Origin of the sequence: Rhizobium sp. HT1-10 (assembly GCF_049472505.1) — a bacterium.
Classification (GTDB): domain Bacteria; phylum Pseudomonadota; class Alphaproteobacteria; order Rhizobiales; family Rhizobiaceae; genus Rhizobium.
This window is the reverse complement of record NZ_JBCEBQ010000001.1, coordinates 378565-403026: the sequence shown is the minus strand read 5'-3', so window position 1 is coordinate 403026 and position 24462 is coordinate 378565. Positions and strand designations below refer to the sequence as shown.

At 62.1% G+C, this 24462-nt stretch carries 28 protein-coding genes; 9 read left to right on the top strand and 19 right to left on the bottom strand.

Annotated features, from left to right (window positions below; all coding sequences use genetic code 11):
- Positions 1–9 precede the first annotated feature (9 nt).
- Complete coding sequence (locus VH564_RS01940; protein WP_423338710.1) at positions 10–2847, top strand: EAL domain-containing protein; 2838 nt, start codon at positions 10–12, stop codon at positions 2845–2847.
- 13 nt (positions 2848–2860) lie between these two features.
- Here VH564_RS01940 and VH564_RS01935 read toward each other — a convergent pair whose 3' ends face one another.
- The 3 genes from VH564_RS01935 to VH564_RS01925 all read right to left on the bottom strand — a co-directional run bounded on the left by VH564_RS01935 (position 2861) and on the right by VH564_RS01925 (position 4929).
- Positions 2861–3946, bottom strand: a complete 1086-nt coding sequence (locus tag VH564_RS01935) for a zinc-binding metallopeptidase family protein (protein ID WP_423338141.1) — start codon at positions 3944–3946, stop codon at positions 2861–2863.
- 90 nt (positions 3947–4036) lie between these two features.
- Positions 4037–4228, bottom strand: coding sequence for a CsbD family protein (locus VH564_RS01930; RefSeq protein ID WP_423338140.1), 192 nt, complete (start codon positions 4226–4228; stop codon positions 4037–4039).
- A gap of 95 nt (positions 4229–4323) precedes the next feature.
- A complete protein-coding gene (locus tag VH564_RS01925) occupies positions 4324–4929 on the bottom strand; it encodes a YqgE/AlgH family protein (RefSeq protein WP_423338139.1) in 606 nt (201 codons plus the stop codon).
- A gap of 132 nt (positions 4930–5061) precedes the next feature.
- On the opposite strand from VH564_RS01925, the gene VH564_RS01920 reads away from it, so the two are divergent.
- Both VH564_RS01920 and VH564_RS01915 read left to right on the top strand, forming a co-directional pair.
- Entirely contained in the window at positions 5062–5895 is an 834-nt protein-coding gene (locus tag VH564_RS01920) for a protein-disulfide reductase DsbD domain-containing protein (protein ID WP_423338138.1), read from the top strand.
- A gap of 62 nt (positions 5896–5957) precedes the next feature.
- Positions 5958–6443: a peroxiredoxin gene (locus tag VH564_RS01915; RefSeq protein WP_423338137.1), complete on the top strand. Its 486-nt coding sequence runs from the start codon at positions 5958–5960 to the stop codon at positions 6441–6443.
- A gap of 65 nt (positions 6444–6508) precedes the next feature.
- Here the strand turns inward: VH564_RS01915 and VH564_RS01910 are convergent, their stop codons facing one another.
- The 13 genes from VH564_RS01910 to coxB all read right to left on the bottom strand — a co-directional run bounded on the left by VH564_RS01910 (position 6509) and on the right by coxB (position 16547).
- Complete coding sequence (locus tag VH564_RS01910; protein ID WP_423338136.1) at positions 6509–6754, bottom strand: ribbon-helix-helix domain-containing protein; 246 nt, start codon at positions 6752–6754, stop codon at positions 6509–6511.
- A 95-nt stretch (positions 6755–6849) separates the two neighbouring features.
- Complete coding sequence (locus VH564_RS01905; RefSeq protein ID WP_423338135.1) at positions 6850–7158, bottom strand: Dabb family protein; 309 nt, start codon at positions 7156–7158, stop codon at positions 6850–6852.
- A gap of 136 nt (positions 7159–7294) precedes the next feature.
- Positions 7295–7735, bottom strand: a complete 441-nt coding sequence (rnhA, locus tag VH564_RS01900) for a ribonuclease HI (protein WP_423338134.1) — start codon at positions 7733–7735, stop codon at positions 7295–7297.
- Complete coding sequence (locus VH564_RS01895; protein WP_423338133.1) at positions 7732–8700, bottom strand: homoserine kinase; 969 nt, start codon at positions 8698–8700, stop codon at positions 7732–7734. The genes rnhA and VH564_RS01895 overlap by 4 nt, the downstream gene beginning before the upstream one ends.
- 34 nt (positions 8701–8734) lie before the next feature.
- Positions 8735–9742: a 4-hydroxy-3-methylbut-2-enyl diphosphate reductase gene (ispH, locus tag VH564_RS01890; protein ID WP_423338132.1), complete on the bottom strand. Its 1008-nt coding sequence runs from the start codon at positions 9740–9742 to the stop codon at positions 8735–8737.
- Between the two features lie 129 nt (positions 9743–9871).
- Positions 9872–10660 (bottom strand): SURF1 family protein, encoded by a 789-nt coding sequence (locus VH564_RS01885; RefSeq protein WP_423338131.1) that lies wholly within the window; start codon positions 10658–10660, stop codon positions 9872–9874.
- Positions 10629–11012: a DUF983 domain-containing protein gene (locus VH564_RS01880; RefSeq protein ID WP_423338130.1), complete on the bottom strand. Its 384-nt coding sequence runs from the start codon at positions 11010–11012 to the stop codon at positions 10629–10631. Before VH564_RS01880 ends, VH564_RS01885 begins: the two co-directional genes overlap by 32 nt.
- A 212-nt stretch (positions 11013–11224) precedes the next feature.
- Positions 11225–12100 (bottom strand): cytochrome c oxidase subunit 3, encoded by an 876-nt coding sequence (locus VH564_RS01875; protein ID WP_423338129.1) that lies wholly within the window; start codon positions 12098–12100, stop codon positions 11225–11227.
- Between the two features lie 59 nt (positions 12101–12159).
- Positions 12160–12711, bottom strand: coding sequence for a cytochrome c oxidase assembly protein (locus VH564_RS01870; protein ID WP_423338709.1), 552 nt, complete (start codon positions 12709–12711; stop codon positions 12160–12162).
- Between the two features lie 72 nt (positions 12712–12783).
- Positions 12784–12918 carry a hypothetical protein gene (locus tag VH564_RS01865; protein WP_423338128.1) on the bottom strand — a complete coding sequence of 45 codons (135 nt, stop codon included), beginning with the start codon at positions 12916–12918 and terminating at the stop codon, positions 12784–12786.
- On the bottom strand, positions 12918–13874 hold the full coding sequence (gene cyoE / locus VH564_RS01860; protein ID WP_423338127.1) for a heme o synthase: 957 nt from the start codon (positions 13872–13874) through the stop codon (positions 12918–12920). Before cyoE ends, VH564_RS01865 begins: the two co-directional genes overlap by 1 nt.
- 61 nt (positions 13875–13935) lie before the next feature.
- Complete coding sequence (gene ctaD / locus VH564_RS01855) at positions 13936–15636, bottom strand: cytochrome c oxidase subunit I (protein WP_423338126.1); 1701 nt, start codon at positions 15634–15636, stop codon at positions 13936–13938.
- 20 nt (positions 15637–15656) lie between these two features.
- Positions 15657–16547, bottom strand: coding sequence for a cytochrome c oxidase subunit II (gene coxB, locus VH564_RS01850; RefSeq protein ID WP_423338125.1), 891 nt, complete (start codon positions 16545–16547; stop codon positions 15657–15659).
- Between the two features lie 338 nt (positions 16548–16885).
- Between coxB and VH564_RS01845 the strand changes: the two genes are divergently transcribed.
- From VH564_RS01845 to VH564_RS01830, 4 genes are all read left to right on the top strand, one after another.
- On the top strand, positions 16886–17482 hold the full coding sequence (locus tag VH564_RS01845; protein WP_423338124.1) for an invasion associated locus B family protein: 597 nt from the start codon (positions 16886–16888) through the stop codon (positions 17480–17482).
- Positions 17483–17562: 80 nt separating this feature from the next.
- Positions 17563–18216 (top strand): invasion associated locus B family protein, encoded by a 654-nt coding sequence (locus tag VH564_RS01840; RefSeq protein ID WP_423338123.1) that lies wholly within the window; start codon positions 17563–17565, stop codon positions 18214–18216.
- A gap of 62 nt (positions 18217–18278) precedes the next feature.
- Complete coding sequence (gene tldD, locus VH564_RS01835) at positions 18279–19694, top strand: metalloprotease TldD (protein WP_423338122.1); 1416 nt, start codon at positions 18279–18281, stop codon at positions 19692–19694.
- 25 nt (positions 19695–19719) lie between these two features.
- Positions 19720–20220 (top strand): GNAT family N-acetyltransferase, encoded by a 501-nt coding sequence (locus VH564_RS01830; RefSeq protein WP_423338121.1) that lies wholly within the window; start codon positions 19720–19722, stop codon positions 20218–20220.
- Positions 20221–20238: 18 nt separating this feature from the next.
- Here the strand turns inward: VH564_RS01830 and VH564_RS01825 are convergent, their stop codons facing one another.
- Together VH564_RS01825 and VH564_RS01820 are read right to left on the bottom strand one after the other, a co-directional pair.
- Positions 20239–20547, bottom strand: coding sequence for a MazG nucleotide pyrophosphohydrolase domain-containing protein (locus VH564_RS01825; protein WP_423338120.1), 309 nt, complete (start codon positions 20545–20547; stop codon positions 20239–20241).
- A gap of 94 nt (positions 20548–20641) precedes the next feature.
- Positions 20642–21952, bottom strand: a complete 1311-nt coding sequence (locus VH564_RS01820) for a serine hydrolase (protein WP_423338119.1) — start codon at positions 21950–21952, stop codon at positions 20642–20644.
- Between the two features lie 256 nt (positions 21953–22208).
- Between VH564_RS01820 and VH564_RS01815 the strand changes: the two genes are divergently transcribed.
- Positions 22209–23264, top strand: a complete 1056-nt coding sequence (locus VH564_RS01815) for a polysaccharide deacetylase family protein (protein WP_423338708.1) — start codon at positions 22209–22211, stop codon at positions 23262–23264.
- 6 nt (positions 23265–23270) lie between these two features.
- Here the strand turns inward: VH564_RS01815 and pdxH are convergent, their stop codons facing one another.
- The gene (gene pdxH / locus VH564_RS01810) at positions 23271–23891 is read right to left on the bottom strand and encodes a pyridoxamine 5'-phosphate oxidase (RefSeq protein ID WP_423338118.1); all 621 of its coding nucleotides are present in this window, start codon (positions 23889–23891) and stop codon (positions 23271–23273) included.
- Positions 23892–23947: 56 nt separating this feature from the next.
- On the opposite strand from pdxH, the gene VH564_RS01805 reads away from it, so the two are divergent.
- Complete coding sequence (locus VH564_RS01805) at positions 23948–24406, top strand: RT0821/Lpp0805 family surface protein (protein WP_423338117.1); 459 nt, start codon at positions 23948–23950, stop codon at positions 24404–24406.
- Positions 24407–24462: the final 56 nt, after the last annotated feature.

Here is a 24462-nt window from a genome sequence, read left to right as displayed (position 1 = left end):
CTGATCGGGATGCTGGCCTTCTCAGCCGTTGCAGCACGTGCCGCAGAACCGGTGAAGATATCGCGCGACGACACGGCGCTTGACCTGACGAAGACAACCGAAATCTACAGGAATCAGGGCGAAGCCTTCCAGGTTTCCACCGCTGCAGGCGCCGATGGCATCCGCCGCCGCATCGAGGTGCGTTCCAGCTCTCCAGGGCATCAGGGCGACTGGGCGGTCTTCGCGCTGGCCAACGTTTCGGAAGAGCAGCTGGAGCGCGTCATCGTCGCCCCGCATTTCCGTCTGGTGAATTCCAAGATGTTCTGGCCCGACCTCGGCTCGCAGCGCATCACCGCCATTACCCCGAGCGAAGGTTTCGCGCTCGACAGGCAGCCGAGCGACGAGGCGGACGTGTTCCGCATCACGCTCAATCCGGGCGCCGTCATCACCTTCGTGGCCGAGCTTTCCTCGCCCGAACTGCCGCAGATCTATCTCTGGGAGCCCAATGCCTACAAGGACACGGTTAACGCGTTCACACTCTATCGCGGCATCGTGCTTGGCATTTCCGGGCTGCTGGCGGTCTTTCTCACCATTCTCTTTGTCGTCAAGGGCACGTCGATGCTGCCGGCGACGGCAGCGCTCGCCTGGGCCGTGCTCGGCTATATCTGCGTCGACTTCGGGTTCCTCGGCAAGCTGATCAGCATCACATCGGGCGACCAGCGAATATGGCGGGCCTGCGTCGAGGTGGCGCTGGCGTCCAGTCTTGTCATCTTCCTGTTCACTTATCTCAATCTCAACCGATGGCACGCGCATCTCGGCTATGTGACGCTCGCCTGGATACTCGGTCTCGCGCTGTTGTTCGGCGTGGCGATCTACGACCCGTCGATCGCGGCCGGTATCGCGCGCCTCTCCATGGCCCTGACGGCGACGGCTGGTATCCTGCTGATCATCTATCTCGGCATCAACCGCTACGACCGCGCGATCCTTCTGGTGCCTGCCTGGATACTCATTCTCGTCTGGCTGTTCGGCGCCTGGATGACGGTCACCGGCAAGCTCGACAACGACATCATCCAGCCGGCGCTGGGCGGCGGTCTCGTGCTCATCGTGCTGTTGATCGGCTTCACGGTCATGCAGCATGCCTTTGCCGGCGGCGCCTTCCAGCAGGGGCTGTTTTCCGATCTCGAGCGCCAGTCGCTGGCCTTGACCGGATCGGGCGACACCGTCTGGGACTGGGATGTTGCCCGCGACCGCGTCGTCACCATCCCCGACATTTCGCAAAAACTCGGCCTGTCGCCCGGCAGCATGCATGGCGCGGCGCGCAACTGGCTGCCACGCCTGCATCCCGACGACCGCGACCGGTTCCGGGCGACGCTGGACGTGCTGCTCGAACACAGGCGCGGCAGGCTCAACCACGAATTCCGGATCCGCGCCGAGGACGGGCATTTTCATTGGCTGGCCATCCGCGCCCGCCCCGTGCTCGGGTCGAACGGCGAAATCATCCGCTGCGTCGGCACGGTCGTCGATGTCACCGAACAGAAGAACTCCATCGAGCGCCTGCTCCACGATGCGTTGCATGACAATCTGACCGGCCTGCCGAACCGCCAGGTCTTCCTCGACCGGCTGGAGGGCGTGCTGGCGCTGGCGCCGCTCGGCGATCTCGTGCGCCCGACCGTGATGGTCATCGACATCGACCGCTACAAGATGGTCAATGACGCGCTCGGCGTCGCGGCGGGAGACAACATCCTCGTCGCCCTGACCCGTCGCCTGCGCCGGTTGCTGAAGCCGCAGGACACGCTGGCGCGCCTCTCCGGCGACCAGTTCGGCCTCATCCTCGTCTCGGAGCGCGATCCGGCCAAGGTCGCCGATTTCGCCGATGCCATCAGCAAGGCGATCATGGTGCCGCTGAACTTCGCCAATCGCGAGATCATCCTGACCGCCTCGATCGGCCTCACCTCCTGGGTCGACCAGCAGGAAACGGCAGCTGGGCTTCTCAGCGACGCCGAACTAGCCATGTATCGCTCCAAGCGCGCCGGCGGCAACAAGGTCGAGCCGTTCCTGCCCGCCTTCCGCAACTTCGGCACCGACCGCTTGCAGCTGGAATCCGACCTTCGCCGCGCCGTCGAGCGCAAGGAACTGTCGATGGTCTACCAGCCGATCGTCCGGCTGGAGGATGCAGAGATTGCCGGCTTCGAAGCGCTGATGCGGTGGGATCATCCGAAGCGCGGCAATATCTCGCCGACGGAATTCATTCCGATTGCGGAGGCGACCGACATCATCGGACCGCTCGGCATGTTTGCCATGGAGCAGGCGACCAACGACCTGATGGCCTGGACGCGCCAGACCGGCGAGCTGCCGCTGTTCGTATCGATCAACCTCTCCAGCTCGCAGCTGCTCAACAACGAACTCTATGACGACGTCCGAGCGCTGCTCGCCAAGACCCATTGCGACCCCTCGCGCATCAAGCTCGAGCTGACCGAGACCATGGTCATGGAGAACCCGGAACAGGCGCGGCTGGTGCTGGCGAAACTGCGGGACGCCGGGCTTGGGCTGGCGCTCGACGACTTCGGCACGGGTTATTCGTCGCTCTCCTACCTCACCCGTTTCCCCTTCGACACGATCAAGCTGGACAAGGGACTGGTGCGCGACGAGAGCGACAAGCGCTCGGTGCTGCTCCGCTCTGTCATCTCGATGGCGCGCGAACTCAACATGAAGGTCGTCGCCGAAGGCATAGAGACCGAGGAAGACGCGCTCGAACTTGCCAAGATGGGCTGCGCCTACGGCCAGAGCTTCCTTTTCGGGCCACCGATGGGGTCGGAATCGGTGATGCGGTTGCTGAAGGAGCGGTTTCCGCTAACGAAACGGGCTTGAGGCTGGAGCAGCCTTATGCCGCCTGCATCTTAGACACGGAAGCGGCATCGCGGATCAGCCGCAGCACGTAATCAAGCTTGGAGACGACGGGTGGCGACAGCACGAAAGGGTAGGAATCCGGCTGCCCCATGCTACGCTGAATGCTGTTGACCGCGACGCTGAGCGGCACCCAGGCGGAAACCAACCGCTCCGCATTACGCGCCTGGTAGGGATTGAAATCCACCTCGGACGCCATCTCTCCATGGCCGCGCGGATCGACGGCGATGCCGAATGCCCGGGCCGTTTCCAGCGTATCGACGATGTGGAGATAGTGGGCGAAGCACTCTGCGAAATCTTCCCAGGGGTGAGAGCTCGCATAGGCGCTGATGAAGCTCATCTGCCAATCCGGCCGAGCGCCGTTTTCATAATGGCGCTGCAGCGCGGCTCCGTAGTCTTCGCGCTCGTCGCCGAAGACCTCGCGGAAGCTGTCGAAGTTATTGACGTCGCGGACGAGCTTGTTCCAGATGAAGTGACCGGTCTCGTGGCGGAAATGGCCGAGCAGCGTCCGATAGGGCTCGTGCATGGACATACGCGCCATCTCGCGGGTGACGTCATCCGCCTCGGCGGCGCGGATGGCGATAAGTCCGTCGTCATGGCCGGTCATGGCGGGAACGACGAAGCCGGCGCTGTTGACGGTGTCTTCGAGGAAATCGAAGACCAGCCCGCCGTTCGGATCTTCCGTGCGGTCGGGATGCGGAAGGTCGAGGCGGAGAAGGGAATAGAACAGGTGACGCTGCGCCTGGTCGATCCGGCGCCAGCGATCGATACCCTCCTGCGTGCCGGTGTTGGGCACCAGCCTGTTGTGGCGGCAGGCCTTGCAGAGGTGCTGCGGATCGTCGGCATCCACCAGCCAGTTGCAGATATCCAGCCCCGCATTCGAGCAGAAGCGCACCGTACGCGAAGGCTGCGAAACGATGTGCCAAAGGGGTTCTTCAGCAGGCTCCAGGGCGAACATTGCGAACTTGTCGGGAAGGAAGCCAAGACGATAGCCGCAGCGGACGCATTGGCGGTTGTCGAAGTGCACGGACTGTCCACAGTGATCGCAGTCAAACAGTCGCATGTTTTATCTTCCTCTTGGCCGCAGGCTTGCACATAAGCGAAACCCGCCGAGCTCGCGCACGGCAGGTTTTATGATCGTCAGAGATAGGGATCAGACCTTATCGACGGCATCCTTGACCTTATCCTTGGCCTTGCCCTCGACAACCTGGGCCTTGCCCTTGGTTTCCTGAACGGCGCCCTTGGCGCGCATTTCGTTGTCGCCCGTGGCCTCGCCGACAGCCTGCTTGGCCTTGCCGGTCATTTCGTTGGCCTTACCGGAAACTTTATCGCTGGTGCTACCCATCATTCTACTCCCTGGCTGGCGACGTACGACATTGCGCGTCGTCTTGTGAGCAGAACGTAGGCTTGTCGATTTCGTTCCGGCGGTCGGTTTCTAATTCAGGCATGCCCAGCTTCGCTGGAGAGCATCGCCGCGGTGACGCCCATAAGGGCAAGGGCTCGCTCGTACTTGTCGTCGAGACTGCGATCGAAGATCAGGTCCTCGCTCGGCGGGCAATTCAGCCAGCCGTTGCTGCCGATCTCGGCCTCAAGCTGCCCGGCTCCCCAGCCGGCATAGCCGAGCAGCATAGTCGCCCGCTTCGGTCCTGCACCCTTGTAGATGGCGCGAACGATATCGAGAGTAGCGGTAAGGCTGATATCGTCGCTGACCGGGATGCTGCTGTCACTCCGGTAGTCGTCGGAATGCAGCACAAAGCCACGCCCGCTTTCAACGGGCCCGCCTGTCTGGATCTGGAATTCGCGGGCCTGATCGGGCAAAACGATCGCCTCTTCGCCCTTGACCATGTCGAGGTGTGTCAGCACCTCGGCGAAGCTCAGGTTTTGCGCCCGGTTGATGATGAAGCCCATGGCACCAGCGTCCGAATGCGCGCAGACATAGACGACCGTGCGGGCAAAATTGCTGTCCGCCATGCCGGGCATGGCGATCAGGAACTGACCGTCAAGAAACCCGCGTTCGCCTCTGTTCTTCAGCGTCGATAAGGACATCGTGCCTCCTGATTGTTTCCTGGCCGCCCCCTAATAAAGATGGGGCAAGGCAGGGGATCAATCAACTGAAAATGATCGGATTCGCGAATTGTGCTAATGCACGTGGCCTCCCCTTCGGCTAACGCTTACGCCATGAACGCCATCACACAATCCCTCAGAGTGCTCGGACAGGCCGCAGGTGCGCTCGCACTTGCCGTCGCTTTTTTCTCGACGGCTGAGGCCGCCACCAGCGACTGGGCAACCAGTGAAGGCGGGCGCATGCGGCTGGTGGCGCTTGCACCCGATGTCGACGGTCATGTGCGGGCAGCGCTGCAGATCGAACCCGGCCCAGGCTGGATCACCTACTGGCGGGAACCGGGCGAAAGCGGCATCCCGCCGCAATTGACGGTGGAGCCTGATAGCAAGGCGATCATCGAGAAGGTCGGTTATCCCGTGCCGAAGCTGATCACGCTCGGCTCGATCCGCGAAGTCGGCTACGACGCGCCGATCAGCCTGCCGCTCGACATCCAGGCGAATGGCGACAGCAAGCTCGACGTCACCGCCTTTATCGGCGTCTGCAAGGATATCTGTATTCCTTTTCAGGCGAAGCTAACGGTTACGTTGGCGCCATCAGGCACGCCGGAAACAGCCGACACGGCCATCGTCGATGCCGCCAAGGCTGCGCTGCCCGAGGCCGCCTCCAATGATTTTTCCGTCCGGAACTTCGCCCTGTCGGCAGACAGCAAGACGCTGTCTCTGCAGCTGACCTTGCCTGACGACGGCGACGCCATCCCGCAGATCTATTTGACGGGGCCCAGCGGGACGGTGTTTTCCAGGCAGGTGAGCGCCCAGCGCCACGGCCGCAACGCCGACATAATGGTCGCCATCGGCAAGCTGCCGAAGAGCTACACGATCCATGGCAAGAGCTGGGGCATCCTGGCGGTCGACGGCGGGCGGGCTATGGAAACGACACTTGCCTTCCCGTGAAAGCCATTTAAACCTCGCAGGGTATCTCGCCTTGCGGCGACAACAACGATCAGGAGCAACCCATGACCATTGCCATCGGCGACAAGATTCCCGCCGCGACCTTCAAGGAAAAGACCGTCGACGGCCCGACGGAAATCTCGACCGATACGCTGTTTGCCGGCAAGCGCGTCGTGCTCTTTGCCGTTCCCGGCGCCTTCACCCCGACCTGCTCGCTAAACCATCTGCCGGGCTATCTCGAAAACCGCGACGCCATCCTCGCCAAGGGCGTGGATGACATTGCGGTCGTATCGGTCAACGACTGGCACGTGATGGGCGCCTGGGCGCAGCAATCGGGCGGCATGGGCAAGATCCACTTCCTCGCCGACTGGGATGCCACCTTCACCAAGGCGCTCGGCCTAGACGCCGACCTGTCAGGCGGCGGCCTCGGCGTGCGCTCGAAGCGCTATTCGATGCTGGTGGAAGACGGTGTCGTCAAGAGCCTCAACGTCGAGGAAAACCCGGGCGAAGCCACGGTTTCGGCTGCAGCCACGATGATTGGCCAGCTCTGATTGGTTGGAGTCCGGGGGGCCTGCGTCCCCCCCGGACTCCACTCAGATATCTAAGACGGGGCACATCAATAGCCCTTGGACTTCAGTTCCGCAGTTGTCGCGTCCAGGGCATCGTCCATTTCGGATTGCGAAATATCGCAGCCATTGGCAATCGATCGCTCAAGGCGTTGCCTGGCGCGCGACAATGCCGCGTCGCGGGCCTCGATGAGCCGCAGGCCTACCTCTACGATTTCGCTGGCCGAGCGGGAGAAACCGTCCTCGACGCTCTTCTCCACAAATTTTTCTAAGCGTTCGTCAATGGAGATTTTCATGCGCGACCTCTTGGCCCCCGCAGACGATAGTGAAACTGCATGGTCTTCGCAACGCGAGGCTTGCCACGGTACTGGATAGCTGAAGGCGGGGTGCCTCAGATATTCAGATCGAACACCAGCAGCCCGGCAAGTCCGCCATCCGTCGAGGAGACGATGCGCTCGCCGACGGCCACGTGTTCCGGGTGGATGAGGTAGGCGTCGCGGGCTTCTGCGCTTTCGAAAATCACCGCGAAGCCGTCGACGAAGCCGCCGTGCAGGCCTTCCGGCGAGACGTTGGGGCCGTATTTGACGTCGAGAATGCCCGGGATCACCTGCTTCAGCGCGACGACCGCCTCAAAGATGGATTGCTTTTCCGGTGCCGTGATGGCCGCCTTGAAGCGCAGGAAGACGCAATGCAGGATCATGTGAAACCTCCCAGATGACCGCCGCACCATAGAGCGAAATCGACAGGCGGCAACCTGATTTGGTGGCGACGGTCGAAAGAGCCGGGCGGAGATGAGCGCCCGGCAGGCGCGCGGACTGCCGGGAGACGGTGGCCAATCAGCGCTTCTTGAACGGCTCCATGCCCTTGCGGGCGAGTTCGTCGGCGCGTTCGTTCTCGGGGTGGCCGGCGTGGCCCTTGACCCAGTGCAGGGTGACCTTATGGCGGCTGTGGGCGGCGTCGAGCGCCTGCCAGAGCTCGGCGTTCTTCACCGGCTTCTTGTCGGCGGTCTTCCAGCCGTTTTTCTTCCAGCCGTGAATCCACTTCGAGATGCCGTCCATGACGTATTTCGAGTCCGTGTAGAGATCGACCTCGCAGGCATCCTTGAGCGCACCGAGCGAGGAGATCGCCGCCATCAGTTCCATGCGGTTGTTGGTCGTCTCGGCCTCGCCACCGCAGAGGTCCTTCTCGACATCGCCATAGCGCATGACGGCGCCCCAGCCGCCCGGGCCGGGGTTACCGGAACAGGCACCGTCCGTGAAGATATCGACATGTTTCATGCTTTAGCCAACCCATATTCGGCGCCCGTGGCAACCTGACGATGAAAGCGCAGCTTGCGCAGATATTCGAGCGGATCCTTCTTGGTGACGAGGGCTCCGGCCGGCGTCATCAGCCAGTCGTAGAGCCGCGTCAGGAAGAAGCGCAGCGCCGAGCCGCGCGCCAGCGTCGGCAGCGCGGCAATCTCCGCCTCGCTCAGCGGCCGTACACTCTGGTAGCCATCGAGCATCGCCGTGCCCTTGGTGACGTTGTAGGCGCCGTCCTTCTCGAAGCACCAGGCATTCAGGCAGATCGACACATCGTAGGCCAGCATGTCGTTGCAGGCGAAATAGAAGTCGATAAGGCCGGAAAGCGTGTCGCCGAGGAAGAAGACGTTGTCGGGAAACAGGTCGGCGTGGATGACGCCCGTGGGCAAATCCGTTGGCCAGTGGGCATCGAAGAAGGCGAGTTCGGCGCGGATTTCGTCCTGCAGGCCGGGCTCGACCTCGTCGGCTCGAGTCTCCGACTTGTCCCAGAGCGGCTGCCAGCCGGCGCAGGAGAGCGCGTTCGGCCGCTCGATGGCAAAGCCTTCGCCGGCGACGTGCATCTGCGCCAGCGCAACGCCCACTTCGCGGCAGTGCCGCGCCTCGGGCTTGCGCAGCCACATGCCTTCGAGGAAGGAGATCAGGGCGGCCGGCCGGCCGGAGAGTTCGCCGAGCAGCGCGCCGTCGTTGCGGGGCAGCGGCAGCGGGCAGGACAGGCCACGCGCGGCCAGATGCTGCATCAGGCCGAGGAAAAACGGCAGGTCGTTTTTCTCGACGCGCTTTTCGTAGAGCGTCAGGATCAGCGGATCGCGCGTGGTGTGCAGCAGAAAATTGGAATTCTCGACGCCCTCGGCGATCCCCTTGTAGGATGTCAGTTCGCCGCAATCATATTGGGTCAAAAAGGTCTTCAGATCGTCTTCGGTAATATCGGTGTAAACGGCCACGGATGCTTCCTGCGTTGGCGTCGATAATCGTGTTCTATTCGCCGTTGACGAAGGCCATGTCGGCGGATGTCAATTCGACATCCCGCAGCTCGCGATTGACCAGGAAGTTCTCGGTTTCCTTGACCGTTTCGGCCAGCTCGACCTGCGCATCATAGCGCATCCGGAAAGCCTCGATGATCTCGTTGACGATGACCTCCGGTGCAGACGCGCCGGCGGAGAGGCCGACCGTAGCTATGTCGCCGATATTGTCCCAGTCGATTTCCGACGCGCGCTGGACAAGAACGGATTGTTTTGCGCCGGCCCGCAGCGCCACTTCGACCAGCCGCTTGGAATTGGACGAGTTGGGGGCGCCGACGATGATGAACAGGTCGCAGCCCGGAGCCGCCTGCTTCACCACTTCCTGGCGGTTGGTGGTGGCATAGCAGATCGAATCGGCAGACGGCGCCGTCAGGTTCGGAAAGCGCTCCTGCAGCCGCGCGATGACGCCGGCGGTATCGTCGACCGACAGCGTCGTCTGCGTGACATAGCCGAGATTGTCCGGGTCGACGGGCACGTAGGCGTCGACGTCGTCGATGGTTTCCACCAGCGACACGGTGCCTTCGGGCAGCTGGCCCATCGTGCCGATCACCTCCGGGTGGCCGGCATGGCCGATGAGCACGACGTGGCGGCCGAGCCTGTTATGGCGCATCGCCTGCTTGTGCACCTTGGAGACCAGCGGGCACGTCGCGTCGAGATAGAAGAGATTGCGGCTGTCGGCATCGGCGGGCACGGATTTCGGCACGCCGTGGGCCGAGAAGACGACCGGCTGCTTGCGGTGCTCCGGCGGGATTTCGCCGAGCTCCTCGACGAAGATCGCGCCCTTGGCCTCGAGACCCTCGACGACATAGCGGTTGTGGACGATTTCATGGCGAACATAGACCGGCGCGCCATAGGACTTGAGCGCCAGCACGACGATCTGGATCGCCCGATCCACGCCGGCGCAGAAGCCGCGCGGGCCGCAGAGCCGGATGGTCAGGGCAGGTTTCGAAACCGCGATGTTCATGTCTTTTCCAAAAGTCCGGGTCAGGAGGGGCAGACTACAGATAGGTGCGCCCTGCCCGCCCATCTAGCCTAAACCGTCAGTGAATTGAAGCAATTCTATTGTCTGCGCACAGGCGCCGGCAAAATCCCGCTATTGCGACGGGGCGTCTGGATGACGTTTGCGGAACCAGCTGATGGCGACGATGGCGACCAGCGCTGCCGCCAGGCCATACCAGGTGACGGCATATTGCAGATGGTCGTTGGGCAGTTCGACGATCGTCACGCCGCCGACCGGAAGGCCACCGGGATTGGCCGTTGCGTCGGCATCGACGAAGAAGGGAAGGACTTTTGCCGGATCAAGCCCGTCGCTCGCCGCCATCGCGTCGAGGTCCTTCCAGTAGAAGATATTCTTGGCAAGATCGTTGTCGGGCAGCAGCGAGGACGGTTTGCCCGGCAGTTTTGCCCGGGCAAGGCCGGCCACCGTCTGCTCGCCGGCGAGCTCACCCTTCTCGCGCGTCTTCGACTCCTTCTGGTCGTAAGGGACGAAGCCGCGGTTGACGAACAGGGTGCGGCCGTCGGCAAGAAGCAGCGGCGTGTAGATGTAGAAGCCCGACATGCCGTTGTAGGTCGCGAAGAAGTGCCGCTCATTGTCGTTGAGATAGCGGCCGGAGACGGTCATGCGGCGATATTCGATATCGCCGCCCTTTGCCGCCATTGCCTCGATTTCGGCGAGTGCGACGGGTGCTGCGGCCTGCCTTGCGGCGATATCGGCGATCAGGCCTTCCTTCCAATGCAGGCGCTGGACCTGCCAGGTGCCGAGCACCAGCAGGATCGCCAGCACGGCCAGAAGGATGGCGGCTTTCGCCACCTGCCAGACGATCGACGCCCTCGGCTTTTCGGTTGCGATATCACTCACGCTCGATGCGACCCTCGCTGGCATTGTTGCGGTATTGCAGGGCGACAAAAATGCCCTTGCTCCAGCGCAGGGCCAGCAGCGACAGGAGGATGGTGAGGGGGCCGAACAGGACGCCGTGTACCCAGATCGGCGGGCCGTAGTTGACCTGCAGCCAGAGCACCATGCCGATGATGATGAAGCCGACGATCAGGATGACGAAGACCGCCGGGCCATCGCCCGAGTCGGCGGACGAATAGTCGAGGCCGCAGGCGGCGCAGCGGGGCCTTAGGGCCAGTACGCCGTCGAACAGCTTGCCCTGGCCGCAGCGCGGGCAGCGGCCACTGAGGCCGACCTTGAAGGGATCGACCGGCGGGTAATGGGCGGTGTCTTCCGTCATGCTGTCATGCCTTCCAGGGCGGGGGACGAAAAGCATTTGCTTTCCGATTGCCGCTAAATTTTTAGGCGCGAGGGCCCTCACAGCGCTCGAGATCGCTGAGCGCGAGAGGGTCTCTCACGTCGCGGACGCGCCGTGGCTGGATTCCTGTGACGAGCACAGGAATGAGGGAGGATGGGGATGCACCCTCTTCCCCAAGTCCTCACTCCCTTGCGTCAGCCGGCAACTGGCGCGCCCCAGCCGCCCCAGATGTAGATGGCGAAGAACAGAAACAGCCAGACCACGTCGACGAAGTGCCAGTACCAGGCGGCGGCTTCGAAGCCGAAATGCTGTTTCGGAGTAAAGTCACCACGGATGGCGCGGATGAGGCAGACCAGCAGGAAGATCGTGCCGATCAGCACGTGGAAGCCGTGAAAACCGGTCGCCATGAAGAAGGTGGCGCCGTAGATCGAGGCTTTGAAGGCGAAGGGGGCGTGCGCGTATTCGTAGGCCTGGACGGCGGAAAACAATACGCCGAGCGCCACGGTCAGGGCGAGGCCCTGGATCATGCCCTTGCGGTCGTTGTGCAGCAGCGCGTGGTGGGCCCAGGTGACTGTCGTGCCGGACAGGAGAAGGATGATGGTGTTGTAGATCGGCAGGTGCCAGGGATCGAGCACCTCGACGCCCTTCGGCGGCCATTGTCCGCCGGTGAAGATGACACGCGAGGCCTGGATGGCTTCGTTGGGAAACAGGCTGACGTCGAAATAGGCCCAGAACCAGGCGACGAAGAACATCACCTCTGAGGCAATGAACATGATCATGCCGTAGCGCAGGTGCAGCGACACGACGCGGGTATGGGCGCCCTCATGGGCCTCCTTCACCGTATCGGCCCACCAAGCGTACATGACATAGAGGATGACGGCGAGCCCGATGAAGAACAGCCAGGGGCCGGCGAAATCGAAGCCGAACAGCTTGAACGGGCTGTTGTTGAGGTAGCGCATATAGGCGACGCCGCCAAAGGTGACGACGAGCGCGCCTATCGACGCGAGGATCGGCCAGGGGCTTGGATCTATGATGTGATAATCGTGGTTCTTCTGGTGTGCGTCGGCCATGTCAGCAATCCCCGAATAACTTTTCCCTTAAGACGCCGGCGAACCGGGCGCCCTCCTCCCTAAAGCTTCTTCACCACGGCCTTGGCCGGGTCCTCTTTCGACGCCACGGGCTTGGCATCGTCCCGTGGATAGAATGTATAGGACAGCGTCATCGTGCCGATGTCCTTGGTCTCCGGCGCCTTGGTGATCTCTGGATCGATGTAGAAGACCACCGGCATCTCGCGCTTTTCCCCCGGCGCAAGATCGGTCTCGTTGAAGCAGAAACACTGCACCTTGTTAAAATAGGCCCCGGCTTCGACCGGAGAGACGTTGAAGATCGCCTGGGCGCGGGTCGGCTGGTCGGATTTGTTTTCGGCGACGAACTTGATCATGACCGTCTCGCCGATCTTCGGATCGACTTCGCGCTGCATGGCCTTGAAGTCCCAGGGTACACCGGAGGCGACGTTGGCATCGAAGGTGACGCGGACATGCCGATCGAGAATGACGGTCGAGGCCTGCTCGACGCGCTGCGTCGTGCCGTTGAAGCCGGTGACCTGGCAGAACATGCGGTAGAGCGGCACCGCCGCATAACTCATCGCGCCCATGCCGACCACGAAACTCAGGCACATCATCACGATCAGGCCGTTGTTGCGACCGGCCGACCTTGCTCTCCCCGATGTCTCCTCCTCCAAAGAGCCTCTCCCCTAATGTCCTGTGCCGATCTTGATGATCGTCATCACGTAGAAAATCACCACGAGACCGGCGAGCACCAGACCGAGCGCGATATTGCGCCCGCGTCTCGATTTCTTCTGGGTGTCGCTCAGCTTGATGGTTTCCATCAGAACCAGCCTCCAGTTCCCGAGGACAGGACTGTCACCAGCCGGTCGATCATCAGGGCGGAGAAGATGGCAAAAAGATAGAAGATCGAATAGGCGAACATCCGCTTGGCCGGGACCATCTTCACATCGGTTTCCGGCATCCGCCAGACCGTGATCGAACAGTAGACGAAGATGGCGCCGAGAACGCCGGCGACGATACCGTAGCCGATCGAAGACATGCCCATCATGGTCGGCGCCACGCCGACGATGGCTGTCAGCACGGCATAGACGACGATCTGGTTCTTGGTGGTGGGGATGCCCGAGACATTCGGCAGCATGGGCACGCCGACGGCGCCGTAGTCCTTCATCTTGAACAGCGCCAGCGCCCAGAAGTGGGCGGGGGTCCAGAGGAAGATGATGAGGAACAGGACGATGCTCTCCATCGGCACGGTGCCTGTCACGCAGGCCCAGCCGATGACGGGCGGAAAGGCGCCGGCAGCACCGCCGATGACGATGTTCTGCGGCGTCGAGCGCTTCAGCCACATGGTGTAGACGACGGCGTAGAAGAAGATGGTGAAGGCAAGGATGGCGGCGGGCAGCCAGCCGACAGCGAGCGCAAGGATGACGATCGAGAAGCCCGACAGCACCAGCCCGAAGCCAAGCGCTTCCGCGCCGGTCACGCGGCCCGACGGGATCGGACGCTTGGCGGTGCGGGTCATGATGGCGTCGATATCGGCATCATACCACATGTTGAGCGAGCCGGAGGCACCGGCACCGACGGCGATGCAGAGGATCGAGATGACAGCGAGAAACGGATTGATGTGACCGGGCGCCAGCATCAGGCCTGCAAACGCCGTGAACACCACGAGCTGCATGACGCCGGGCTTCAGAAGCTCGAAATAGTCGCGCGCGCTCGCCTTCGAAAGGCCAATGTCGCCTTCGGAAGCCAGGATCTCGTTGGTGTCGATAACGGTCATTACTCAGTCCAGTGTTGCCGCGAGCAAAGCGCCGCCCGACCGGCGGCGCTTTGACACGCGATTACTTGATACGCGGGAGTTCTTCCCACTGGTGGTAGGGCGGTGGCGACGACAGCTGCCATTCGAGGGTGGTGGCACCCTCGCCCCAGGGATTGTTGCCGGCGACGCGCTTTTTCGCAAACGTGTCATAGACGCCGTAGAGGAAGATCAGGACGCCGACGCCGGAAATGTAGGAGCCGATCGACGAAACGAAGTTCCAGCCGGCAAAGGCATCGGGATAGTCGATGTAACGGCGCGGCATCCCGGCAAGACCGAGGAAATGCTGCGGGAAGAACACCATGTTGACGCCGACGAACATCACCCAGAAGTGCAGGTTGCCGATCTTCTCGTTGTACATATAGCCGCTCATCTTCGGCAGCCAATAGTACCAGGCAGCAAAGATTGCAAATACGGCACCGAGCGACAGGACGTAGTGGAAGTGGGCAACGACGTAATAGGTGTCGTGGACCGGCCGGTCGAGGCCGGCATTGGCCAGCTGGACGCCGGTGACACCACCGACGGTGAACAGGAAGATGAAGCCGATCGCCCAGATCATCGGCGTGCGGAACGAGATCGATCCGCCCCACATGGTGGCGATCCAGGAGAAGATCTTCACGCCCGTCGGCACGGCAATGACCATCGTCGCAAAGACGAAGTAGCGCTGCGTGTCGAGCGACAGGCCGACCGAATACATGTGATGCGCCCAAACGACGAAGCCGACGGCACCGATCGCCACCATGGCATAGGCCATGCCGAGATAGCCGAAGATCGGCTTTTTCGAGAAGGTTGAGACGATGTGACTGATCATGCCGAAGCCGGGCAGGATCAGGATGTAGACTTCCGGATGGCCGAAGAACCAGAACAGATGCTGGAACAGGATCGGATCGCCACCGCCTTCGGGCGCGAAGAAGGTCGTGCCGAAGTTGCGGTCGGTCAAAAGCATGGTGATCGCGCCGGCGAGAACCGGCAGCGACAGCAGCAGCAGGAAGGCCGTGATCAGCACGGCCCAGGCAAACAGCGGCATCTTGTGCAGCGTCATGCCGGGGGCGCGCATGTTGAGGATGGTGGTGATGAAGTTGATGGCGCCGAGGATCGACGAGGCGCCGGCGATGTGCAGCGCGAAGATCACCAGATCGACCGCCGGGCCGGGATGGCCGACCGTCGAGGAGAGCGGCGGATAGAGCGTCCAGCCGCCACCGGCTCCATAGGCGCCGGCCGGGCCTTCGACGAACATAGACAGCAACAGCAGGATGAAGGCCGGCACGATCAGCCAGAAGGAGATGTTGTTCAGCCGCGGAAAGGCCATATCAGGCGCGCCGATCATGATCGGCACCATCCAGTTGGCAAAACCGCCGATCATTGCCGGCATGACCATGAAGAAGATCATGATCAGCGCGTGAGCGGTCGTGAAGACGTTATACATCTGCTTGCCGCCGTCGATGGCGGCATCGCCCGAATAGCCGTAGACCATGGCGGCGAGACCATTGAAGATCTGGATGCCGGGCTCCTGCAGTTCCATGCGCATCAGCACGGACAGGATACCGCCGATGACGCCGGCGATGATCGCGAAGATCAGGTAGAGCGTGCCGATGTCCTTGTGGTTGGTCGAGAACAGCCAGCGATTGGCAAAGCTCGGCTTGTGCGCGTGATCGCCGCCATGGGCATGGGCGTCGCCATGATCGTGGGCATCGGTCAGCTTGTCGTGTGTGGCGGAACCAGCCATGTTAATCATCTCCCCCCGGATTACTGCGCGACGTTCGCGGCGACATCGACCGTCTGCGACGGTGCGTCAACCTCGGCCATCAGCGCCTTGTTGGCCTTGCTCAGATCGGTCGAGGCGACCGTCAGCCACTGCTTGTACCTGTCCTCGGAGACGATCCGGATGGCGATCGGCATGAACGCGTGGTCCTTGCCGCACAACTCCGAACACTGGCCGTAGAACATGCCTTCGCGCTCGGCCTTGAACCAGGTCTCGTTCAGGCGGCCGGGCACGGCGTCGGTCTTGATGGCGAAGGACGGCATGGAAAAGGAATGGATGACATCGGTCGGCGCTGCGGTGACGAGCACGCGGACGATCTTGTTGACCGGCAGCACCAGCTCGTTGTCGACGGCCAGCAGACGCGGATAGATCGACTTGTCGGTCTTGCCGGAAGCGGCCCGGTCTGGATCCTTCAGCATGTAGGAATCGAAGGCCAGCGGCGTATCGCCGGAGTTTTCGTATTCGTAGTTCCACTGCCACTGCGTCCCCGTGACCTTGACGGTGACGTCGGGATTCTTCGGGAAAGTCAGCTGCGCGGTCAGAAGGTCGAAGGACGGGACGGCCAGAAACAGCAGCACCAGCACCGGACCGACAGTCCAGGCCACTTCGATCAGCGTGTTGTGGCTGGTGCGCGACGGCACGGGGTTCTTGCTGGCGCGGAACTTCACCATGACGATGATCAGGAGGGCGAGGACGAACAGCGTAATCGGCACGATGAACCAGAGCGTATACTGCTCGAACCACCGCACCTGGCTCATGATCGGCGTTGCCGATGGCTGCATCCCCATCTGCCACGGCTGCGGTTGATCGGCAAAACTACGGGTCGTAAAGAGCAGACAGGCGAGCGACGCCAGAACTGCATTGGTCCTCTTCATGACGATGTATCTCCCTAAAGCGCCTGAACCCTCTCCGTTCAAACGCAGAATCCCACCATTCCTCACGCTCTTCAAACCACAGTTTCGTCGAAGCAGCAACAATTCCCGCTTTTTGCCCGTGCGGCATTTTTGCTCGATCTAATCTTTCCGGCAGCCCTCAAATGCCAAGTATTGTTGGATATGACGGAAAATCAGACGTCTATCCTGGCCCGGGCTTCGACAAATGCCCTCGCAGGTCCTATTTCCGCCGCAGTGAAAATGGAATCCAGGCTCAAGGGCTTTCATTTGCCGGGTACAGCCGCAAGAATGGCCGCAATGATTCGACACTAGGGGTTTCCATGGGTTTTCGTACGCTCGCGCGGCTGGGATTGCTGGCGGCAGGTATCGCCGCTTCGGCTTCACTGCCCGTTTTTGCCCAGCAGCCTCAGGCCGCCACGCCGGCACCGGCACCGGCTCAGGGCACGCCACAGGTCGGTCAGCAGCCGCCCGGCACCGTTCAATCGATGCATGGCGCATGGTCCGTCATCTGCGACAAGCCGGCCGGTGCCCAGACCAACCAGTGCGCGCTGATGCAGAACGTCATTGCCGAGGATCGGCCTGAAGTCGGCCTTTCCGTCGTCGTGCTGAAGACGGCTGATCGCAAGGCCAAGATCCTGCGCGTGCTTGCGCCGCTCGGCGTCCTGCTCAATCCATTTCAGCCGACCGATGGCGGTCTTGGCCTGATTGTCGATGGAAAAGATCTGGGAAAGACCCAGTTCGTGCGTTGTTTTGCCGATGGCTGCTATGCGGAAGTGGCTTTGGACGATAATCTTTTGAAAATGCTGCGTTCGGGATCGACTGCGGTCTTTTCCGTTCGCGAGGCTGCGGATAAGGATAAGATCGGTATCCCTGTCGATCTCAAGGGTTTCGGCGAGGGCTACGACGTCCTGCCGTGACGGTTGCGGCATGATTGCCGAGTCATGACGGTTCACGACGCCCCGCCTTCTGCGGGGCGGCGCATTTACAAGAGGCTTCGATGCGGTTTGGTTCTTCTGCCGGCTTTTGGGTACCCCGCACGGTCGCTGCGGCGCTGCTGGTCTTGTCCGGCGTGGCGCCGGCTTCTGCCCAGACGGCGCCGACCCCGCAGCCGAGCCCCGCACCTGCCGCCCAGCCCGCAACGCCGCCTGCTACCGCGCCGGCGACAGCCGCTCCGGCCACCGAGCCAGTACCGGCTGCCGAGCCAGTACCGGCCGCTCCCGCTGCCGGTCAGTCGAAGACGACATTCGGGGCCTGGACGGAAGTCTGCGGCACGGCAGACGGCAGTCCGGCCAAGAAATGCGTCCTGATCCAGACGGTGGTTTCTCAGGAACGACCGGAGATGCAGATCTCCGTGGCCATTTCCAAGGCGCCCGGTGGCAAGACCGGGCTGTTGCGCGTGCAGGCGCCACTGAGTGTGCTGCTGCCGAACGGCCTCGGCCTCTACGTCGACGGCAACGATATCGGTAACGCCTATTTCGCCCGCTGCTTCTCCGACGGCTGCTATGCGGAGGTCGTGCTCGAGGAGCAGTTGCTCGGCACCTTGCGCAAGGGCACGACCGCGACCTTCACGGTCTTCCAGACCCAGGAAGAAGGCATCGGCATTCCCGTCGACCTCAAAGGCTTTGCCGAAGGCTATACCGCCCTTCCCTGATCGGCGGGCCTTGCTCTGCCCGCGCGGCGGACCTACATCGGCATGAACGGAGCACCAATCTCATGAACACCGATCTGCTTACCCTGTTCGACACGGATGAAACCAAGCTGCGCGGCATCGTTGCCGACGCGCTCAATGGCGCCGATGACGGCGAACTCTTCGTCGAGCACGTCCAGTCCGAATCGCTGACCTTCGACAATGGTCGGATGAAGGGCGGCAGCTTCAACACAGAACAGGGCTTTGGCCTGCGCAGCGTTGCCGGCGAAGCGGTCGGTTATGCCCATGCCGGCGACCTCTCGGAAGCGGCGCTGAAGCGTGCCGCCGATGCCGTCGGCGCCGTGACGCGCGGCTATGCCGGCTCCTATGCCGCGGCGCCGCAGCGGACGAACACAAAACTCTACAGCGACGAGAACCCGATCGGCAGCCCGAGCTTTGAGGACAAGGCCAAGCTCCTGCAGCAGATCGACAGCTATCTGCGCGACAAGGACGGCAAGGTTCGCCAGGTCACCGCATCGGTCGCCGCCTCTTGGCAGGTCGTCGACATCCTGCGCGCCGATGGCCACCGTGTCCGCGACGTCCGGCCGATGACACGCATCAACATTTCAGTCATGGTCGGCGATGGCGACCGGCAGGAATCCGGCTCCTACGGCACCGGCGGCCGCGTCGGCTTTACCGATTTCATCACCGAGGACAGCTGGCACTACGGCGCCGACGAAGCGCTGCGCCAGGCACTGATCAATCTCGACGCCATGGAAGCACCGGCCGGTACGATGGACGTCGTGCTCGGCAACGGATGGCCGGGCGTGATGCTGCACGAGGCCGTCGGGCACGGGCTCGAGGGTGATTTCAACCGCAAGAAGACTTCGGCCTTTGCCGGACTGATGGGTGAAATGGTTGCCGCCCCCGGCGTCACCGTCGTCGACGACGGCACCATCGAAAACCGCCGCGGCTCGATCACCATCGACGACGAGGGCACGCCGTCGGCCTACAACGTGCTGATCGAGAACGGCAAGCTGGTCAACTACATGCAGGACCGCCAGAATGCCCGGCTGATGGGCATGAAGCCGACCGGCAACGGACGCCGCCAGGGCTATGCCCATGTGCCGATGCCGCGCATGACCAACACCTTCATGCTGTCGGGCGACAAGACCCCTGCCGAAATCATCGCCTCCGTGAAGAAGGGCATCTACGCCGTCTCCTTCGGCGGCGGCCAGGTCGACATCACATCCGGCAAGTTCGTGTTCGGCTGCACCGAGGCCTACATGATCGAGAACGGCAAGATCGGCGCGCCGATCAAGGGCGCCATGCTGATCGGCAACGGCCCGGATGCGATGAAGCGCGTCTCGATGATCGGCAACGACACCAGCCTCGACACCGGCATCGGCAACTGCGGCAAGGGCGGCCAATGGGTCCCCGTTGGCGTCGGCCAGCCGCATCTGAGGATGGACCAGGTGACTGTGGGTGGGACGAAGGCCTGAGGGTTGGAAAGGTCGGAGCTAGGCCGTGGTCGATATCGCCATCAGACCGTTCGAGATCAAGGACATGACGGCTGTGATGGGCGTCATCCTGCCGATCCAGCGCGAGGAATTCGGCATTGCGGTGACAGCCGAGGAACAGCCGGATCTCGCTGCAATACCAGCCTTCTATCAGTCGGGGAACGGCAACTTCTGGGTTGCGCAAGCCGATGGGGTGATCGTCGGGACGATCGGATTGAAGGACATCGGCAACCGTCAGGCGGCGCTGCGAAAGATGTTCGTTGCCGCAGACTTTCGTGGTGGCGGCCATGGCCTGGCCGGGCGACTGCTCAAGACGCTTCTCGAACATGCTGTGAGGCAGGATGTCGCCGAGATCTATCTCGGCACGACCGCCAAGTTTCTCGCCGCGCACCGATTCTATGAGAAGAATGGGTTTGAGGAAATCACGAAGCTCGCCCTGCCAGCCCCATTTCCAATCATGGCTGTAGACACGAAATTCTATCGAACGCTTCTATCTGGGGCGCGATAACCGGCCCTTACTGTGTGGTCAGGCAAAACCAGGCCTAAACCGCCACTTCCGTTCAATCGCCGCTAGAAGGTCAAGATCCTGAGCCTTCGCGAGCAGCAATACATGGCCAAGCACATCGGCCGCCTCGTCGGCCAGCGCAACGGCCATCTGCTCATCGCTTAAACCCTTGCGGCGGCCGCGGCCGGTCTTTCGGTTGAAGGCCTGCGTCAGCTCGCCGACCTCTTCTTGAAGCTTCAGCATGAACCAGTCCGCATCGCGAACGAAGCCGTTTGCCGCCGCATAGGATTGTGATGCCTTTTCAAACTGATCCGTCAACTCATCAAGCATTATCGTTCCCCATCCGTTCTCATGGAGACATGCCTGATTCACCCCTCGGCGTCCATGCAGTATGGGCGACCGGAATGCCCGGCCGCAAGCGGCATCAGCCCGGCATCGCCGTGCACTTGTAGTCGTGCTTCTTCAGCGCGCTGCAGGCGTTGTCGGCGGCGGCGCGGCTGTCGAAGCCGACGAAGCGGGCGCGGTAGACCTTCTTCTTGCCCTTGCCGGCTTCTTCCGTATAGGCGAAGGCGTTGAGCAACGGGCCGCCGGTCTTGGCCTGGGCCTTGGCAAGCAGCTCCTTGGCTTCGGCAGCCGATGGAGTGGCGGCGATCTGGACCTGCCAGGCGCCCGAGGATTCGCTGGACGCGGAAATTTCCGGGGCTGAGGGAATGGCTGCCGGCGGGGCAGCACTTGCCATCACCGGCATCGGCTGCGGACGGTCCACCGGGACGGCAAAACCGGGGTCGGTCGGGACAGTGCGGCTGATGGTGGCCGTATGGCGTGGCGCGACAGGTACAGGAATGTCGAGATCTGGCGACGCGGAGGCAACTTCCACCTCGGGCGTGCGGCTGATGCTGCTGCGACCGCCGATGCTGGCCACCATGCGGCTGCTGCCACCCGACGATGCCTGGCTCATGTAGCGGTTCAAAAGGCCTGCCATCCTGTCGTCGCGGGCGCGGGCGGTGGCGCCGCCGAGAACGACGCCGATGAGGCGACGATTGCCGTCGCGAACGCTGCTGACGATGTTGAAGCCGGAGGCATTGGTGTAGCCGGTCTTGATGCCGTCCATGCCCTTGTAGCGATACATCAGGTTGTTGTGGCCACGGACCGGGCGGCCGCGATAGACGAAGCCGGTCTGCGAGAACAGGCGGTATTCGGTCGGGTAGTCGTTCATCAGCGCGACGGCGAGCGTCGACATGTCACGGGCGGTGGTGATCTGGCGGGGATCTGGCAGGCCCGACGGATTGACGAAGGTGGTGCGGCTCATGCCGAGCTGGCGGGCCTTGGCGGTCATCATCCGTCCGAAGCCGCTTTCGCTGCCGCCGAGCGCCTCGGCGACGACGGTGGCGGCATCGTTGGCCGACTTGATGATCATGCCGTTGACGGCTTCGCGAACGCTGACGGTGCTGCCGGGGCGCAGGCCGAGCTTGGTCGGGCTTTTGCCGGCGGCATTGCTCGACACCCTGAGCTCGGAGTTCCAACCGAGCTTGCCGCGATGCAGCGCCTCGAAGGCCAGATAGAGGGTCATCATCTTGGTCAGGGATGCCGGGTGGTTGAGCGTATCGGCGCTCTCGGAAGCGAGAACCTTGCCATTCTTGGCATCCATGATGAAGTAGGCGCTGCCGGCATAGGCTGCGATGGACGAATTTGCCAGCACGACCGCTGCCGATAGAGCGACCCAAAATTTCTTCATCGATGTCCCCAATCGAAACAAATGCCAATGCGCCGCGATCGGCTTCATGTCCAATTTAGCGACAGAAGCGCCTTTTTGCCGCGATTTCGAGACGATCGCGACAACTTAGGCTCTATTTTGCGGGTCAGGGTAAAGGCGGGGTTAATATCAACAAATTTAAGCAGAATTTAGCAAGGCTTAAGGCTGATGCGCTAGTCTCCCACTGTCGGCCATAGGCCGGGATTCTGCGAGCCGGATCGACATCATGGGACATCTCATCAGCCGCGGGCTTCAGCGCCGGCTCAAACAGGCAGCGATAGCGGGCGGGCTGGATGCGGCCCTGCTGCTGAAATCGCTTGGCGCCATGAAGGATGCCGCCGGCCTTGGCGCCATCTTCACCCTGCACCATGTCCGTCCGCATACCCCCCTGCCCTTCGAGCCGAACCGTCATCTCGAAATCTCGCCCGAGTTCCTCGACCGGACCATCCGCGAGATGAAGGCGGAGGGCCGGACATTCCTAACGCTCGAGGCGCTGCCGAAGCGGATCGCCGAAGCCCGGGGCAGGCAGCAGCGCTTTGCCGCCTTCACGCTCGACGATGGCAACCGCAACAATCTCGAACATGCGCTGCCGGTATTCGAGCGCCATGGCGTACCCTTCACCATCTTTGTCGCCAAGGGGCTTTCGGAGCGCACCCATACCATGTGGTGGGAGACGCTGACGGTGCTGCTGGGCACGCACCAGTCGCTCGTGTTCGACTTCGGCCAGGGCAAGGAGCGGCTCGATCTCGCCGATGCCGACGCCAAGCAACTGGCCTTCGACCGCTTTGCCGCCTTCGTTCACCAGCACGACGAAATGCAGGCGGTCTCGGCGATCGACGCACTGGCGGAGGCACATGACATTCAGCCGCTGGAGATCGTGCGCTCGCTGGTGATGGATTTTCGCGAGCTGCGCTCGCTGGCAACCCATCCTCTCGTCTCGCTCGGCGCCCATACCGTCAGCCACAGGGCGCTGGCGCGGCTGAGCACAGCGGAAGTCGCCTTCGAGATTCGCGAATCCGCCGGTTATGTCGCGGCACTGACCGGGGTGCTGCCGACGACGATCGCCTATCCCTACGGCACCCGCGAGGCGATATCGCTGCGGGAGGGGCAGATCGCAGCCAGCCTCGGTTTCGAGGTCGGGGTGACGACGCGGCCTGGCACCGTCATGGAAACGGCAGCGGGGGCGATGACCCTTCTGCCGCGCATCTCACTGAATGGCTTCTACCAGAAAGCCCGCTATGTCGAAGCGCTGGCCTCAGGCATTCCGATGCGGATGTTCGGAAAAACTGGTTAGCCGGCCTCAAGGATACATCCGTACCTTGTCCCAGTTGGCCTCCAGCGTTGCCCGACGGAATTCGATGCGATCGTGAAGCCGGAACTTGCCGTCCTTCCAGAACTCGATGGATTGCGGCCTGATCCGGAAGCCGGACCAATATTCGGGACGCGGGATTTCGCCGATGGCATAACGGGCGGTGTATTCGGCAACCGCCTTTTCCAGCGCGAATCGGCTTTCCAGCGGGCGCGACTGCTTGGACGCCCAGGCGCCGATCCGGCTGCCGCGCGCCCGGCTCTTGAAATACTCGTCTGCCTCGTCATTGCTGACGACTTCAACCGGTCCGCGCAGCCTGACCTGCCGGCGCAGCGATTTCCAGTGGAAACACATGGCTGCTTTTTTCTGGGAAAGGAGTTCTTGGCCTTTCTGACTTTCAAAATTTGTATAGAATACGAATCCTTGATGATCGAAACCCTTCAGGAGGACCATCCGAACGTTAGGCAACCCATCCTCATCGACCGTTGCCAACGCAACTGCATTCGGATCGTTTACCTCGGAAGCCTTGGCTTCCTCCAACCAGCTCGAAAATAGCACAAACGGTTCGTTTTGCAGGGTGAAGTCACTGCTTGTTAACTCGTTTTCCGACATATTCCTGAAACGCTCCGCATTTAATCAACTTGTCAGTTTTCTGACAACAGCACACGGTGGAAGTCATAGCAAAGTCGACAGTCTATACAAAGGGCCTGCTATCAAAGCGCGGCATGATCGCCGCCACCGTTATGGTTCTTCTGTCGCTTACAGGCTGCACGACCGGCGGCATGGATCTCTTCAGCTCCACCAAGGTCGATAGGTCGGTTACGACAAGCGCTGTTCCAAAACCCGCGTCCGCGCCCGACACGGTCTCCGACGAAGTGACCGTTCGCAACGCCGTAACCTCCGCCGATCTCAGCAAGCTCAAGGGCCAGCCGCTCGCCTGGGCCAACGCCTCGACCGGCAGTGCCGGCGTCATCGATACCATCGTTGAGAACAATGCCACCGGCCAGGTCTGCCGGCAGTTCCGCACCACCCGCCACGCCTATGACGGGATCGCCAATTTCTACGGCAAGGCCTGCCTCGTCGGCGACAATGACTGGCAGGTTCTGGCTTTTCAGCCACAGAGCTGAAGCCTCTTTCCCGATCCGGACGTTTAAAACAGAATCAGCCTATGGCGCATCGCAGG